Raw genomic sequence first — 14,682 nt, forward strand, 5'->3', positions numbered from 1 at the left:
TTTTGCTATTAAATTTAGAGATTTTGAACTTCCTATTTATCTTTAAAGAATTACAATCTTTTCTTAAAATTGTAAGAGCATAAAACACAGAGTTGTAATTTAGTGAGAAAACAAGAAATTATGAAAAATATAAGTGTATTACTAGTGGCCAGTTCTCTCACTCTATTAACTGCTTGTGGAGGAACACAATCTACCACTACCGACGAAAAGCAGACAACCACGAATAATAGAGGCAGGTCCAACAGCGAAATTAGCGCCACCACTAACTCCACTACGGGTTCCCGCCAATCAGCAAGACAAAATGAGGCTGCCGCTGCCATGGCTTCAGAAAGAGCTGCTGAAGAACAGGCGCGGATGCAAAGAATGTATTCAGACCTCGATTTGGATGACGGTCAAATATCGCGCTTTGAAAGCGAGTGGAAAAGTGCCGAAACCGCTTGGAAAAGAAGTAACCGACAAAAGGAAATGAACAATTATGAGAGAACTGAACTTCAGGATAGAATTTTTAGGGATATTCTGGACGATCGCCAATTTGAAAAATATCAAAAATGGGCCAGGGAAAATGCCCGGTCCGGGAATTAAAGTGTAGATTTCGATATTTCAGAAGAATTATCTATATCGATTTTACTGTTACTGGTAAATTCAAGCAATCAAAATCGTAGCCGTGGCGCTACGATTTTTTTTTGCTCACAATTTTGGGTTTTTACGATATATGGTTATAACCGAAAATTTTTAATTATGGAAAATGACGCTTTAATAAATGAACTTCACGCTGTAACAATGAACCCAATGCAGGCGCCCGACTTGCAATATTTTAAACGATATAATATTTCGGAAGATAGTTTTTTAAAAATAAAACAGATAAACGATGTGGTAACAGAACAAGCCATGGAACTTAATAGGCTGAACGGTCCATTATCCGACAAACAAATGCAAATACAGTTGCAGCAAATGGATGAAATGGTAAATTCGTTAAAAGAAACCTTTATTGTAATAAGTAAGCTAAAAGTAAGTCTGCAGGATACGCTTAAAGAAAGTAAAACATCTCAAGGCATAACAAAGTGGATGTACATTATTTCCTTTTGCCTAGGATTGGCGCTGATAGTTTCGGCTGTGGTTTTTGCCGTGATGGATAGGCCTATTTTGGCCATTGCCTTCGGAACTTTCGGGATGGTAGATATTGTGGCACATTTTATTGCAGACCCTCCCGCCCGACTTCAGGAGAGCAGAAGTAATTATGTGCAACTAACCGGGCTTACTTTAGCTTGGTTTAAGGAAACCATTAATAATGATGGTTGTTTGGCCAATTTAAAAATGTTCACGCCAGAAGTTCTGCAGAATTATAATTCCTTAAGCGAAAGTTACGTAGCCAATACAGGGAAATTCTTTAAAATGATGGAAGATTTAGCAGAGCCACAAAACAAAAAGAAAGAGAAGGAGCAGTCCGCGCCCGAAGAAAAGAAATAATATAGCATGTATTCCTAGCTAATCGTTCCCCACGATAAAGCCTGCAAATAAAAAGCCACACATTTTCGGTGTGGCTTATTCGGTTTGGTGGAGCCGGAGGGATTCGAACCCTCGTCCAAACGCGCAATTATACTGCTTTCTACATGCTTAGTTTTCATTTAGGTTTTCGAGAGATTGCCGGTCGAAAACTACCAACGCACTCCTTATCTTTACTTGCGCCGATAGGTATCGGCATTCACGATGCCATCAAAGCACTAGCACCGCTAGGTTTACTTTTACGAAGCCGCTATATCGAACGCCGTAAACCAAGGCCTTCGAGCGACTTCCTGCTTGCCCACCTTGTGGGCCGAGGCATACCGTACTGTAATTCGGGTTATGCAGCTAGGGCGTAGTTATTCTCGCCGTTTAAAAAGTGTGAAATATGAGATTTACGAGCTGTATCCCAGCGCTCGGCATGCTTACAATACAATTAGACCCGCTGTCAAAACCAGTCGGCCCCTTTTTTTAGTGTTAAGTGTACAGTAACAGTTGGCAGTATGGCGTCAATTGTCATAAAGTCTCATCAACTAAAAGAGGGCAAAGATACATGAAAAACCTTATCTTTGCGACCGCTTTAATTTATTCAATAAACATACCAAAAATGCCTATAACTTTCGCCATCATCAAAGAGCGCAAAAACCCGCCAGACCGTCGGGTAGTTTTTTCACCGGAAAAATGCCAAGATGTCATAAAGAAATTTCCCGACGCCAGGATTATCGTCGAGGCTTCTGAAGTGCGCATCTTTCCGGATGAGGCCTACCAAAAAGCGGGAGTTGAAGTGCGGAAAGATATTTCCGAGGCTGATGTTATGTTGGGCGTAAAGGAAGTTCCGATAGATGCCCTAATTCCGAACAAGAAATACTTTTATTTCAGCCACACCATCAAAAAACAGCCTTACAATCGCAAACTGCTGAAGGCAATGCTGCAAAAAAATATTGAAATGTTTGACCACGAGACTATCGTGACTGCCGATAACCATCGTCTGATTGGTTTTGGTTATTATGCGGGATTGGTGGGTGCTTACAATGGGTTTAGGGCGCTCGGCCTGAGGGACAAACTTTTTGTCCTGCCAAAGGTGGAAAACTTACCCGACTTGGAAGCAGTAAAAGCAGAATTGGACAAAATTACACTTCCGAAAATACGGATAATCCTTTCGGGTACCGGGAAGGTAGCAAGGGGCGCAAAGGAAATTTTGGATCATCTTAAAATACGCGAAGTAACAGATGCGGAATATCTTTCCAAAGAATTTAACGAGCCGGTGTACTGTTTGATAGATGTTTCGGAATACAACAAACGCAAGGATGACGGTGCGTTTGATAAGCAGGAATTTTATAGCGATCCTTCCGAATATGAAAGTGATTTTATGAAATATGCCAAGGCGAGCGATATGTTTATAACGGGTCATTTCTTTGGAAATGGCGCACCGTACCTTTTTACGCGCGAGGACGCCAAAAATCCCGATTTCAAAATAAATTTGGTGGCGGACATCTCCTGTGATATTGATGGCCCCGTGGCCTGCACAATTAAGGCTTCTACGATTGCCGATCCTTTTTATGGGTATGATCCACAGACCGAAAGTGAAACGGAATATGATGCTGCCGGGGCCATAACCGTAATGGCGGTCGATAATTTGCCGTGCGAGTTGCCAAAGGATGCCAGCGAAGGTTTTGGTGAAATGTTCTTTGAAAACGTAATGCCTGCTTTCTTTAACGGGGATAGAGAAGGAATTTTGGAACGTGCCCAAATTACCACTTCCGATGGAAAATTGACTCCCAGATTTGCATATTTAAAGGATTATGTGGAAATTGCCGATTGACAAATTAACTTTTCGTTAACAGTCGGGCAGTTGAATCAAAACTATAATAAAATACCATTGGCCATTGTAACGGGGGCCGCATCAGGACTTGGTTTTGAACTGGCCTTACTTTTGGCCAGAGATGGTTATGAGTTGATTCTGATAGATGTCAATTCTGAAAAATTGCAACAGGCGAAAGAGAAAATCGAGGCGCGGTACGCAACCCAGGTGCAACTTCTGCACAAAGATCTGAGCAAACCGAAAGTTGCCGAATCGATAGTCCAGTCTATTGAAGACCGAGCTATAGATGTCCTGGTAAACAATGCGGGATTTGGTATTTATGGAAGCTTTCATGAAACTGACTGGGAGCGTCAAGCGGCGATGCTACACTTACATGTAATCACGACAACCCATCTAACAAAGTTGATTTTAAAGAAGATGGTTGCCAGGGGAAAGGGAAAAATCCTGAATATGTCATCTTTGGCTGCATTTCAGCCGGGGCCGTTAATGTCTCTGTATTATGCTTCAAAAGCCTATATTCTTTCTTTTAGCGAGGCCATCGCCAATGAGCTTAAGGGAACTGGCGTTACGGTAACCTGCCTTTGTCCCGGCCAGACCAAGACTTGCTTTCAGGAGGTGGTTTCGAATGGCTGTAGCGCCTCAGATAACAAAATAAAATTCAATATTGCTTGCCCTAAACAGGTAGCCGCATATGGCTATGAGGCAATGAAGAAGGGCAAAATAGTAGCTATTCCGGGTAACATCAACAAGCTACTTTCCAAATTGCCTCGATTAGTGCCTCGCCGAACCGCCACGGCCGTTATCCGTCGGATTCAGGAAAAAAACCGAGCGGTTTAAGCAATTATATTTTCCGCAGTTCGATTGGCTCTTCCGATTGGATTTTTAGCAAGGTTTCAAAGAATTGGCGCAATGCCGGATAGGCTTCCGTGGGAAATCTGGTTGTGTTCAATTTTACGCTTAGCCTAATATTTATTTTGTTTTCCACAACGTCATAAACCACCGAGAGCTCCCCATCATTATTCGGAAGTTTCAAAAATTTATTTTCGGGTACTTTTGTTACTTCATATTTGTCCTTACCATCTATGGAAACCAAATAATTGTTAATTACCGGAAAACCAAAATCTATCGGATAATTTCGGGTTTCCTTTAAAAATGGATTCTCAGAAAAGTAAGTTTCCATCAAAAATGGATAGACAAAAAGCCTATCCCCCACGGGCTGTTCGTGTATTGCGATTTCGTAAATCTCCTTATAGGGCTGTTCTAAATCCTTTTCGTTTTCAATTTGTAAGTTGGTAATATTTAAAGCTTCATTGCTGCTTTGTTTCCTTTTTATAATCTCTTCTTTATTTCTGTTGTTGTTTTCCTTTCGTTTGGGAACCGCTATGTAGCCTGTTGAAACTTCGTTCACCTTACCAGAGAACACGCCTTTTTCATCCGGGGCCAATTGCAGGTTCACATAGTGCATATTTTTGGCCATTGGAACAATTGGTTCCCAATAGCTTCCGTTTTTGAAATCCATTACCCGTCCTTCTATGTTCAAATCGCGCTGGGGCAAGATACCAAAGGGAGTATGTTTATCCGTAGCATCAAGAATATACTTGTTATCGGCAATAGTGCAGAATACCACAGCGTAGTTAAAATCTGTAAGCACGGGATATTGTTTCGTTGGCATTGCCTGGTCGCGGGTTGCTATCAGCATTATCTTGGCGTCAATACCTGCGGCCTCCAAGGCATTTATGAGTGCAAGATTTATCTCGGAGCTGTTGCCATTTCCTTTTTCAAAGGCATCCTTTATGCGAATATCGCTCAATATTCTGTTTTGGTTATTCCAGGCCATCTTTTCCTGGATAAAATAATAAACTGCTTTTGCACGTTCCAAATCATCAGAAATTGAAATAATGGAAGAGGGAAGCTGTTCCTTAAAAAAGGAACTGTATTTTAATTGGCGTCCCAAATCCCTGTCATATTTAAATTTTCGGTCCACGTCGTCCCAAGATTTGGAAAAGGAAACCTTGGATTCATCCAAATTGACAATGTTGCGCAGTTCAAATTTAATTGCGGGTATATAATTGCTTTTTGCGAGCATATATTTTTCTTCCACAAAGGCGGGAACATTTTTCATAACATAGGTAGCCGACTCACAGTCGCCCGGTACTTTAAAGCCGGGCAAATGGAAACAATCAACCAGAATTTCGGCGTGGTCCACATCCAGTTTTCTATCGCCGTAAAGTGTTCTGTTGTAGGTGTAATTGCCGGGTATTTCCGTGTGCAGCTCAGAATAAAGCGTTGGTAGGGCATTCATAAAATTCCAACCGCCCAAGTGGTGCATCCAAGGAGTTTCTATGCGGTATGAATATTCCAGGATACTGCCGTCCTGTACATTTGGAAAGGTGAACTTTTTTGAGGACCAGTATTGACTTTCATTTGTATCAAAAATAGCCTGGTCGCTTACATATACTTGCGATTGGCCGTTGTGGGTGAGGGCTTTTAGGTTTTTTATATTTTCCTGTACATTATTTTCACGATAATAGGGTATTTCTACATAATCGAGCTGAAATTTTTTTGCGTTGAAAACTTTAATTTTTCTATGAACCTCCTTGATTAGCCGAATATAACCGTCAGCCGCATCTACCGTATAGTTTCCTCTTTCATATAAAATTACCCCATTTGCCTCCGGGTCGAGGGGATAGCTCGTCATGGAATATTCTTTTGGCAAAGGCTTGCCAAAATCGTGAGGCGGTTGTTGCTGAGCCTGACAAAATGTAATAAATAGTAAAAAACAGGAGAGGAGGATTGATTGAATGGACATTCTATACTTTCTTTAAAACGATTGATTCTTCCTTCAGCATGGTTATCATAGTGCCGAAAAATTCTTTAAGCGATTGGTATGCATCTGAGGGGAAACGGTAGGCATTCAATTTCATATTGAAGCGGATGTTTATCTTGCCGCCGTCTGCCACATAGGTTACGGAGCATTCTCCGTCATCATTGGGCAATTTTATACTTCGGCTGGATGGCAGCTGCTCCACTTGGTAGGTATTGCCTAGGTCTATGGATACTAAATAGGTGTTTGTGAAAGGGTAGCCAAAATCCATCGGGTAGCTACGCTCTTTCATTTTAAAGGGGTTTTCGGAGATATATGTTTTGTTAAAAAACGGATGTAGAATCACCTTGTCGCCAACAATTTCTGGTTCAATGGTCACGCTGTAATTTTCTTTGAGGGGTTTCTCAATAGCCTTGAGGTCTTCTATTTGGTATGCCTCAATCTCAATGCCTGCATCGTCCTTCTCTTGTGTTTTTATGTATTCCTTCAGGGTTTCCTCCTCAATGCTATTTCTCTTTCCCAACCCGATATAGCCATAACTTGCCTGACTGACTTTCCCGGAAAAAACTCCATCGGCGGCGGCTGTTATTTGTGCATTTGCGTAATGTATATTTTGTTCAAAAGGCTCAATGGGCATCCAGTAACTTCCGTTTTTAAAATTCATAACCCGGCCTTGCACATTAAGCGCTCTGAATGGAATGATGCCGAAAGGAGCTTGTTTGTCTGTGGCATCCAGTAATATTCTTTCGTTGTTTATCATTAAAACCGCCAATACGTAATTAAAATGGGACAGCACCGGATAGAGCTCTGTGGGCAAACCATTATCGCGGGTAGAAAGAATAACCGACTTTGAGTGTAGGTTTGCCGCCTCTAAGGCATTTACCAGCGAAAGATTAATGTCTGACACACTACCCAATTTTTCCTTAAATGAGTCTTTTATTTCATTTCCATAGTTGAAATAACTTCCATTCCAGGTATAATTGTTTTGAATGAATCCGTACACCGCCTTTGCACGCTCCATATCGTCCTCTATATTGAGGATTTCTTTCGGTAATTTTCTTCTGAAATAACTGTTTTTGTTCAATTGGTCCCCAAAATCGCTGCGGCTCTCAAAGCGGTGGTCTACATCCTTCCAAGAACGGGAGTACACTTTTTCTTCCCCGTGAAAGGGTTTATATGATATGGGTTCATACGCTATTCTGGACACATAATTGCTTCGCGATAACATAAACTTTTCCTCTTCAAAGGATGGAATATTCTTCATAACATAAATATTCACTTCAGAATCTAGATGCGCATTGTTTGAAGGTATCAAGAAGTCATCCTTCTTAATGTAGTTGCTGTGTTGGTCCAGTTTTTTGGGACCATACAGGACCCGATTGAATTTCATATTCACGGGCAATACCGTTTGGAAGAAGCTATACATTGTGGGTAGGTTATTCTGAAACTCCCAGCCCTTTATGTCAAAAAGATAGGGGGTAACGAAGGTGTATTTATATTCTAAAATACTTCCGTTCTGCACGTTTGGGAATGTAAACTTCAAGGCCTCTCTTCCTTTCGATTTCTCGATTTTGTAAAAAGATTCCTTAGGGACGGCATCCTGTAAGATTCCATTATGGGTTATGGCCTTATAGTCTATTACTTCTTCTGGGTAGAATTTGTTTCCTACGTAATACGGGATTTCTATGGTAGAATTTCCGAATTTCTTAACGTCAAAAACTTTAATTTTTCGGTGTATTTCCAAAACCATTCTAAAGGCGGTTCTTTTAACGATAGAAACAGCATAATAATTACCCGTTTCATATAAAACAACTCCAGCGGCCTCTGGTTCTGCTTCATAAATTTCCAGTGCTAATTCCTCTTGTGTGGGCTTGCCAAATTCATCAATCCGCCCAGATTGCGAATGGGATAACAAGAATGAAAATATTAAAAATAGGAATGCGAGGTTTTTGGAAAGCATATTTTGGAACTGAGACTTTATCTGCCGCAAAATAGAATAAATATCAAAATTTAAAAAAATACGGAGTAGTATTTTTATGAAAAATTCTTTCAATCAATAAAATAAGCAGAAATCCGATGACGTATGCCACAAGATCCCAAACATCAAACACCGAACCGAGAACGGTCAATAGTATTTTTGATTTGATTTTCAGGATTTCGGAAAGCTTTAGAAGCTGAAGCAATTCAACCAAAAAAGCAAAACCCAAAACCGAAATTGCAATAGGGAACACATTGTTTTTAATGAAAATTTTCAGAAACGAATACAATAGTAAGATGACCAGCACATCGCCCAAAAATCCTCTTATAAAAGGATTGAAGTGGAAATAGGCAATGGTAAATTCCATTAAAAGAAGGATTAGGAATGCACTGAAATAGCACCATTTTAAATGTTCCATAACTTACGGTTAAAACCTCACAGGTTTCAAAAACCTGTGAGGTTTATTAAGTTTATAACTAGCTCTCATTGTTCCAATCAATCCGTCGCGATGCGAACATAATAATCGCCAAAATCAGGAACAGCCCGATGCTGCCAACCAATAACGCGTAATTTTCCAACTGGATGATTACATAAATAAAACCGTAAAGCGAAGCCAACGAAGCGCAGATAAGCAACGGAAACTTGAAACCTTTCAAAATGGCGCGGGAATAGACCGTTATCAGCGCGAGTACCGAAATTGCCGCAATCGCGTACGCGTTGAAAAAATTGCTGTGTTCGGAAATGGAGATGAGCAATGTATAAAACATAACCAAGGCCAAGCCGATCATTACATATTGAAACGGATGGATATAGATTTTGCTCACCAACTGTATCAAGAGAAACACCAATAGCGTTAGCCCAATGACCATAAACCCGTATTTGGCGGTCCGTTCGCTTTTTTGGTATTCGTCCACGGGAATGATTAGCTTGGTGCCAAATGCCGAAGTGGAAAGGTCTGGCAGGTGCCCAAAAAACGATTGCTCGAACTGTCGGTTTATTTGCAAAATTCGCCAACTAGCGGTAAAACCATCTTTACTGATTTCCTTATTGGTGTCCTCGGGCAGGAAGTTGCCATCAAAACTGGGAGAGTGCCAGTTCGACTGCATTGTGGCATCGGTTTCTTTACCTATGGGCAGAAACTTCAGGCTTTCGCTGCCGTTTATTTTTAAGTCGAAGGAAAACGGAAGCGGTGCCGCAAATATTTCCTTGGCATTGGCAATGTAATTGCTTTGGATGGTGTTCAGATATTCCGTGGAATACTGTGGCGTCATGGAAAGGGCTTCCGAAGCTAAATGTACGACCGGCGTGGTTTTTATTCCTTTCAAGTTTGAGGTTTTTAGAAGAACGGTTGCCTTTTCCCAAAGGATGTTTTCGTCGGCAACATCGGTGTCTGAAAAGTCAATTATGGGAAAATTTCCTGTTACGTCAATTGCCGCAGAATAGACCACCGATTCGTAAGTACTTCGGTTTAGGGGTTTTGTGTCAACCTGCGATATAATGTTGAGTTTGTCAGGAAAGAAGTAAGCGGTTTCAATACTTTCCTTTGTTTTGGTATAATAGGAATTGCTCTTTTCATTAAAGATTTTTTCTTCGGAAATAACCTTATACGGAATTTTTACGATAGGGCCGGAGAGCAGGACTTCATTTCCCCACTTTTCATTTATTTCCCGAACCACTTCCTCTTGTCTGTACGCTCTTTCGTTGATTAGTGATTTTACAAATTCCAAAGGGATCAATAAAACCAATAATAAAAACCCGACAACGAGCATCCTTGCTGTGATTGAGTTGCGCATCCAATTGCTGAATCTACTTTTTTTCTGTTCCATAGTATATTAAAAGTTGTTATTAATAAATGTTTTTTTAAGATCCCGAGAAGGGAGATCCAAAGATGCCCACGGCAAGTTCGGCCCAAATTAAGAGAAACACTGCGAGCAGAAAGACGCAAAGAAGAAGGCGATGGCTGGTTTTTTTTATCTTTCTCAGGACTAATTCACAAGAAATACCTACACCGTACAATAAAATTCCCATGACGGCAAAGTCCGAAAGGTCCCAATTAACTTCGTCGGTTAATTGTTCAGCTATCAGTGGAATAAGCAATAATACCGTTGCGAACAGCAGAATCAGGAAGAGCCTTGTTTTTTTTGTTAATTTGAAATGGTTTCTTTTCGGAGACATAGTTTAATTTTTTAGTTGTTATCGATTATTATAAAGTACTTTGATTTTCAAAGTGAAGAAATAAAAAAATATAATGTTATGTTCTTGGTTTTTGAATCAATTTTTCCAGGGCTTCGATATGTTTTTTGAATTCTGTGCGACCCAGCTTTGTGGCGCTGTAACTGGTATTTGGTTTCCTTCCTATGAAACTTTTTTCCACCAAAATATATTCAGCCTGTTCCAACGCCTTGATGTGGCTTGCCAGATTGCCATCGGTAACATCCAATAATTCCTTAAGCCGGTTGAAATCCGCATCCTCGTTTACCACGAGGATGCTCATAATGCCCAGCCGGATACGATGGTCAAAAAGTTTGTTTATGTTGTCTATGATGCCCACACTCAGCCCTTTCTTTCATTAAGATACATCAGGCTTCCGTAAATTATATGGAAAAAGCCGAAGCCCAAGAGCCAAAACCAAAAACCATAACCGGGTAGCGCTGCACAGATAAGCCCTATGATTATTTGCGCATAGCCCAAATATTTTACGTTGCCGATTGTGTATTTTGAAGCGTTCACAAGTGCCAATCCATAAAAAATGAGCATCAGCGAAGCCGTGAGGCCATAATGCTGGCTGTTTAATTTTATGATTATGTAAATTCCTCCGGTTACTAACGGAATTAAAAAGTTGACCAATAAACGTTTGGTGGTGGCGTCCCAAATTTTCTCGTTGTTGTTTTTTGCCCTGCGGGTGGTGAGTAGGTAAGCCGTTACCACGCTCAGCACGAGCACGGAGGCTAAGAGAGCGAGCAACAATTTAAAATTCCAACTGTGTAGCTTCAAAAACTCCCCGGGCTCTGGAAAGAGATATGCATAAGCAATCGCTGCTCCTATGATGGCGTAGATACCTGCAAAAATTCCGGAAAGGCCGCTCAGTGAAATAAAACGCGACGAGCGGTCCATCAAGTTTTTGATTTCGCTGATGTCTTTTAGATAATCCTTTTTACTCATAATAAAGTACTTTGAAAAACAAAGTAAATGTAAAAAGTTTTATCCGCCAAATTATTTCCAAAGAAAATATTTAGTTCCAAAATTTCTGGGTTTCAAAAAAGTAGGAAATTACACACAGGAAAAAAGGGGGAAATCCCCCTATAAATTCAGGGTTTTTCCTCTTGACTGGCATTGTCCTTCTTCGCATCTTTACACTATCAAATTAATTGGGGAGTTAATTTTTGACAAGAGGTTATAAGCTGTTTCTTTTTAGAAGCAGCTTTTCCTTTTTTAAGTTTAATGTCAAATTGTGAAAACAGGAAAAATCCTGTAAAAAAAGGGGGAAATCCCTATTGATTTACAAGAGATTATGTGCGATATTTGGATACTTATTTAATTGGGGAGTTTTATAAGTATGAGGTTAAGGACTGTGCCCCCAATGGTCACAGTCCTTTTTTAAAAATTAACGATGCTTATTTTATAGAGTTTTGTTATTAGCCAAAGCGCCCTGCCATCCAGAGATGGCAGGGCGCTTTTTTTTTTCAAAGTATAGGGCAGACTATAGTTGGTTGATTGTTTTACGAATTGCCACAAGGTCTGCCAACAGTTTTTCCAGCAGGTTTAAGTTCAGCATATTGGCGCCATCGCTCTTTGCATTTGCTGGGTCGAAGTGTGTTTCAATAAAAATTCCATCCGTACCTGTCGCAATTCCGGCTCTCGCAATTGTTGAAATCATTTCAGGACGGCCGCCCGTAACGCCAGCGCTTTGGTTGGGCTGTTGCAAACTGTGGGTTACGTCCAAAACCACGGGGGCGTACTGTTTCATTGTTGGAATTCCCCGAAAATCTACAATCATATCTTGATAACCGAACATAGTTCCACGATCGGTAATCAGCACTTGTTCGTTGTTGCAATCGGTTACCTTGGTCACGGCATGCTTCATGCTTTCGGGGCTCATAAATTGGCCTTTTTTCAGGTTTACCACCTTTCCCGTTTCAGCGGCCGCTACTACCAAATCGGTTTGGCGCACCAAGAATGCCGGGATTTGCAGCACATCTACATATTCCGCGGCCATTGTGGCATCGCTTACCTCGTGAATATCGGTAACAGTGGGAACATCAAAAGTTTCGGAAACTTTTCGGAGGATTTTCAATGCCTTTTCATCGCCAATGCCAGTGAAACTATCTATTCGGCTTCGGTTTGCTTTTTTGAAACTTCCTTTGAAGATGTATGGAATCTTTAGGTCGTCGGTAATTTTCACAATCTTTTCAGCAATTTGCATCGCCATTTCCTCGCCTTCAATGGCGCAAGGCCCTGCGAGTAGGAAAAAATTGTTGGAAGTAGTGTGTTTTATCTTTGGAATTAAATCAAGTTTCATGCTGTAGTTTTAATAGTGTAAAGATAGGTATTTTACTATTCTGAGGTGATATTTCAGCATTTTCACTTACTTAAGATTTTTTCACTTCATATTATTGATAAAATAATACACCCATAATTTGCTTCTAATCCACTTAGAAACACTACTTTTGCACCCTCCAAAAAAAAGGAGCAAGTTTATGAAAGTCAAAAACATCGCTATTATTGCCCACGTTGACCACGGAAAGACCACGCTGGTTGATAAAATTATGCACCACTGTAGTATTTTCCGTGAAAATGAGAATACCGGGGAACTTATCCTGGATAATAACGACTTGGAACGCGAGCGCGGTATTACAATTACTTCAAAAAACGTTTCGGTTATCTATAAAGACACAAAAATAAACATCATCGATACGCCTGGTCACGCCGATTTTGGTGGCGAAGTAGAGCGCGTACTGAACATGGCAGACGGAGTTTTGCTTTTGGTCGATGCTTTTGAGGGACCGATGCCACAAACCCGTTTCGTACTTCAAAAAGCAATCAATCTTGGATTGAAACCTTGCGTTGTTATCAATAAGGTGGACAAGGAAAACTGTACGCCGGACGATGTACACGAATCTGTATTTGATCTAATGTTTGAGTTGGGCGCCGAAGAATGGCAGCTCGATTTTCCCACCGTTTACGGCTCTGCTAAGCACAACTGGATGAGCGACGATTGGAAAAACCAAACTGAGAATATTGAGCCTTTGCTCGATATGGTTTTGGAGCATATTCCCGAACCAAAAATTGAAGAAGGTACCGTACAGATGTTGATTACCTCCTTGGACTTTTCTTCCTTTACGGGTCGAATCGCCATTGGTCGTTTACAAAGAGGGACCTTAAAGGAAGGAATGCAGATTACTTTGGTGAAGCGTGATGGCACTAAAGTGAAATCGAAAATAAAGGAACTTCACACTTTTGAAGGTTTGGGCCGTAAAAAAGTTGCTGAAGTACAAGCAGGAGATATTTGTGCGTTGGTTGGCTTGGAAGGTTTTGAGATTGGCGACACCGTGGCCGATATTGAAAACCCTGAAGCTCTTAAAACCATCGCAATTGATGAGCCTACCATGAGTATGCTTTTCACAATTAACGATTCACCTTTCTTTGGAAAAGACGGGAAATTTGTTACTTCGCGCCATATTAAGGAGCGCCTGGAAAAGGAACTTGAAAAAAACCTTGCATTGCGCATGCAACCAACGGACAGTGCCGATAAATTTATGGTCTTCGGCCGCGGGGTTTTGCACCTTTCGGTTTTAATTGAAACCATGCGCCGTGAAGGTTATGAGCTTCAAATTGGACAACCACAGGTTATCATCAAAGAAATTGACGGCGTAAAATGTGAACCAGTTGAAGAAATGACAATTGATTTGCCAGAAGATGTAAGCGGAACCGCGATTAATATGGTTACCATCCGTAAAGGAGAAATGATAAGTATGGAAGGAAAGGGTGAGCGTATGGTGTGTAAATTCATAATTCCATCCCGCGGAATTATTGGGCTGCGTAACCAACTGCTTACCGCAACTGCCGGAGAGGCCATTATGACACATCGTTTCTTGGAATACCAACCGCTTAAAGGTGGCATTCCGGAAAGACAGAACGGAAGTTTGGTTTCTATGGAAACCGGCCAAGCCATTCCATATTCCATTGATAAATTGCAGGATCGCGGGCGTTTCTTCGTAAATCCAAATGAGGATATTTATGAAGGTCAGGTTATTGGCGAAAATACACGTCAAGATGATATGGCAGTGAATATCACAAAGACCAAAAAACTTTCAAACGTACGTTCTTCGGGCGCTGACGATAAGGCACGTATTATTCCGGCCATAAAGTTTTCGTTGGAAGAAGCCTTGGAATACATCCAAAAGGACGAATATGTTGAGGTTACGCCAAACCACTTACGACTTCGAAAAATATATTTGAAGGAAGTGGACCGTAAAAGAAATAAATTGTAGAAAAAAGAAAATCGCTGAGCAACTCAATAAACTCGGCGATTTTTAGTTAATTTGTTGTCGCCGGAAG

Annotated in this window: 13 protein-coding genes and 1 other RNA gene; 5 read left to right on the forward strand and 9 right to left on the reverse strand. The window is 40.8% G+C overall.

The window, feature by feature from the left end; translation table 11 throughout:
• Positions 1-120 precede the first annotated feature (120 nt).
• Entirely contained in the window at positions 121-582 is a 462-nt protein-coding gene (locus MB09_RS13860; RefSeq protein ID WP_045081529.1) for a hypothetical protein, read from the forward strand.
• A 156-nt stretch (positions 583-738) separates the two neighbouring features.
• Complete coding sequence (locus MB09_RS13865) at positions 739-1,467, forward strand: hypothetical protein (protein ID WP_045081530.1); 729 nt, start codon at positions 739-741, stop codon at positions 1,465-1,467.
• Positions 1,468-1,552: 85 nt separating this feature from the next.
• Here the strand turns inward: MB09_RS13865 and ssrA are convergent.
• Positions 1,553-1,966: a transfer-messenger RNA gene (gene ssrA / locus MB09_RS15835) on the reverse strand.
• A gap of 147 nt (positions 1,967-2,113) precedes the next feature.
• On the opposite strand from ssrA, the gene MB09_RS13870 reads away from it, so the two are divergent.
• The gene (locus tag MB09_RS13870; RefSeq protein WP_045081588.1) at positions 2,114-3,322 is read left to right on the forward strand and encodes an NAD(P)-dependent oxidoreductase; all 1,209 of its coding nucleotides are present in this window, start codon (positions 2,114-2,116) and stop codon (positions 3,320-3,322) included.
• Between the two features lie 30 nt (positions 3,323-3,352).
• Positions 3,353-4,159 (forward strand): SDR family NAD(P)-dependent oxidoreductase, encoded by an 807-nt coding sequence (locus MB09_RS13875; RefSeq protein ID WP_045081531.1) that lies wholly within the window; start codon positions 3,353-3,355, stop codon positions 4,157-4,159.
• Between the two features lie 4 nt (positions 4,160-4,163).
• On the opposite strand, the gene MB09_RS13880 is transcribed toward MB09_RS13875, so the two are convergent.
• The 8 genes from MB09_RS13880 to kdsA form a co-directional block, all read right to left on the reverse strand.
• Positions 4,164-6,020, reverse strand: a complete 1,857-nt coding sequence (locus MB09_RS13880; RefSeq protein WP_165586715.1) for a DUF3857 domain-containing protein — start codon at positions 6,018-6,020, stop codon at positions 4,164-4,166.
• Positions 6,021-6,132: 112 nt separating this feature from the next.
• Positions 6,133-8,106, reverse strand: coding sequence for a DUF3857 domain-containing protein (locus MB09_RS13885; RefSeq protein WP_131459932.1), 1,974 nt, complete (start codon positions 8,104-8,106; stop codon positions 6,133-6,135).
• Positions 8,107-8,149: 43 nt separating this feature from the next.
• Positions 8,150-8,542, reverse strand: coding sequence for a DUF2809 domain-containing protein (locus MB09_RS13890; protein ID WP_045081534.1), 393 nt, complete (start codon positions 8,540-8,542; stop codon positions 8,150-8,152).
• 58 nt (positions 8,543-8,600) lie between these two features.
• Positions 8,601-9,950 carry a cell envelope integrity protein CreD gene (gene creD, locus MB09_RS13895; protein WP_045081535.1) on the reverse strand — a complete coding sequence of 450 codons (1,350 nt, stop codon included), beginning with the start codon at positions 9,948-9,950 and terminating at the stop codon, positions 8,601-8,603.
• A gap of 34 nt (positions 9,951-9,984) precedes the next feature.
• Positions 9,985-10,299, reverse strand: coding sequence for a hypothetical protein (locus tag MB09_RS13900; RefSeq protein WP_045081536.1), 315 nt, complete (start codon positions 10,297-10,299; stop codon positions 9,985-9,987).
• 76 nt (positions 10,300-10,375) lie between these two features.
• Positions 10,376-10,675, reverse strand: a complete 300-nt coding sequence (locus tag MB09_RS13905; RefSeq protein WP_045081537.1) for a winged helix-turn-helix domain-containing protein — start codon at positions 10,673-10,675, stop codon at positions 10,376-10,378.
• 2 nt (positions 10,676-10,677) lie between these two features.
• Positions 10,678-11,286 (reverse strand): hypothetical protein, encoded by a 609-nt coding sequence (locus MB09_RS13910; RefSeq protein WP_045081538.1) that lies wholly within the window; start codon positions 11,284-11,286, stop codon positions 10,678-10,680.
• 538 nt (positions 11,287-11,824) lie between these two features.
• Entirely contained in the window at positions 11,825-12,643 is an 819-nt protein-coding gene (gene kdsA / locus MB09_RS13915; protein ID WP_045081539.1) for a 3-deoxy-8-phosphooctulonate synthase, read from the reverse strand.
• A gap of 178 nt (positions 12,644-12,821) precedes the next feature.
• On the opposite strand from kdsA, the gene typA reads away from it, so the two are divergent.
• The gene (gene typA, locus MB09_RS13920; protein ID WP_045081540.1) at positions 12,822-14,615 is read left to right on the forward strand and encodes a translational GTPase TypA; all 1,794 of its coding nucleotides are present in this window, start codon (positions 12,822-12,824) and stop codon (positions 14,613-14,615) included.
• The last annotated feature ends 67 nt before the right edge of the window (positions 14,616-14,682 follow it).

The sequence above is a fragment of the Aequorivita vladivostokensis genome (genome assembly GCF_000952855.1).
Lineage (GTDB): Bacteria > Bacteroidota > Bacteroidia > Flavobacteriales > Flavobacteriaceae > Aequorivita > Aequorivita vladivostokensis.

Bases quoted from the DNA above. Each gene is read 5' to 3' on its own strand.
- MB09_RS13860 (WP_045081529.1), top strand. From the start codon at position 121: ATGAAAAATATAAGTGTATTACTAGTGGCCAGTTCTCTCACTCTATTA.
- MB09_RS13865 (WP_045081530.1), top strand. From the start codon at position 739: ATGGAAAATGACGCTTTAATAAATGAACTTCACGCTGTAACAATGAAC.
- MB09_RS13880 (WP_165586715.1), bottom strand. From the start codon at position 6,020: ATGACGAGCTATCCCCTCGACCCGGAGGCAAATGGGGTAATTTTATAT.
- MB09_RS13885 (WP_131459932.1), bottom strand. From the start codon at position 8,106: ATGCTTTCCAAAAACCTCGCATTCCTATTTTTAATATTTTCATTCTTG.
- MB09_RS13890 (WP_045081534.1), bottom strand. From the start codon at position 8,542: ATGGAACATTTAAAATGGTGCTATTTCAGTGCATTCCTAATCCTTCTT.
- creD (WP_045081535.1), bottom strand. From the start codon at position 9,950: ATGGAACAGAAAAAAAGTAGATTCAGCAATTGGATGCGCAACTCAATC.
- MB09_RS13900 (WP_045081536.1), bottom strand. From the start codon at position 10,299: ATGTCTCCGAAAAGAAACCATTTCAAATTAACAAAAAAAACAAGGCTC.
- MB09_RS13910 (WP_045081538.1), bottom strand. From the start codon at position 11,286: ATGAGTAAAAAGGATTATCTAAAAGACATCAGCGAAATCAAAAACTTG.
- kdsA (WP_045081539.1), bottom strand. From the start codon at position 12,643: ATGAAACTTGATTTAATTCCAAAGATAAAACACACTACTTCCAACAAT.
- typA (WP_045081540.1), top strand. From the start codon at position 12,822: ATGAAAGTCAAAAACATCGCTATTATTGCCCACGTTGACCACGGAAAG.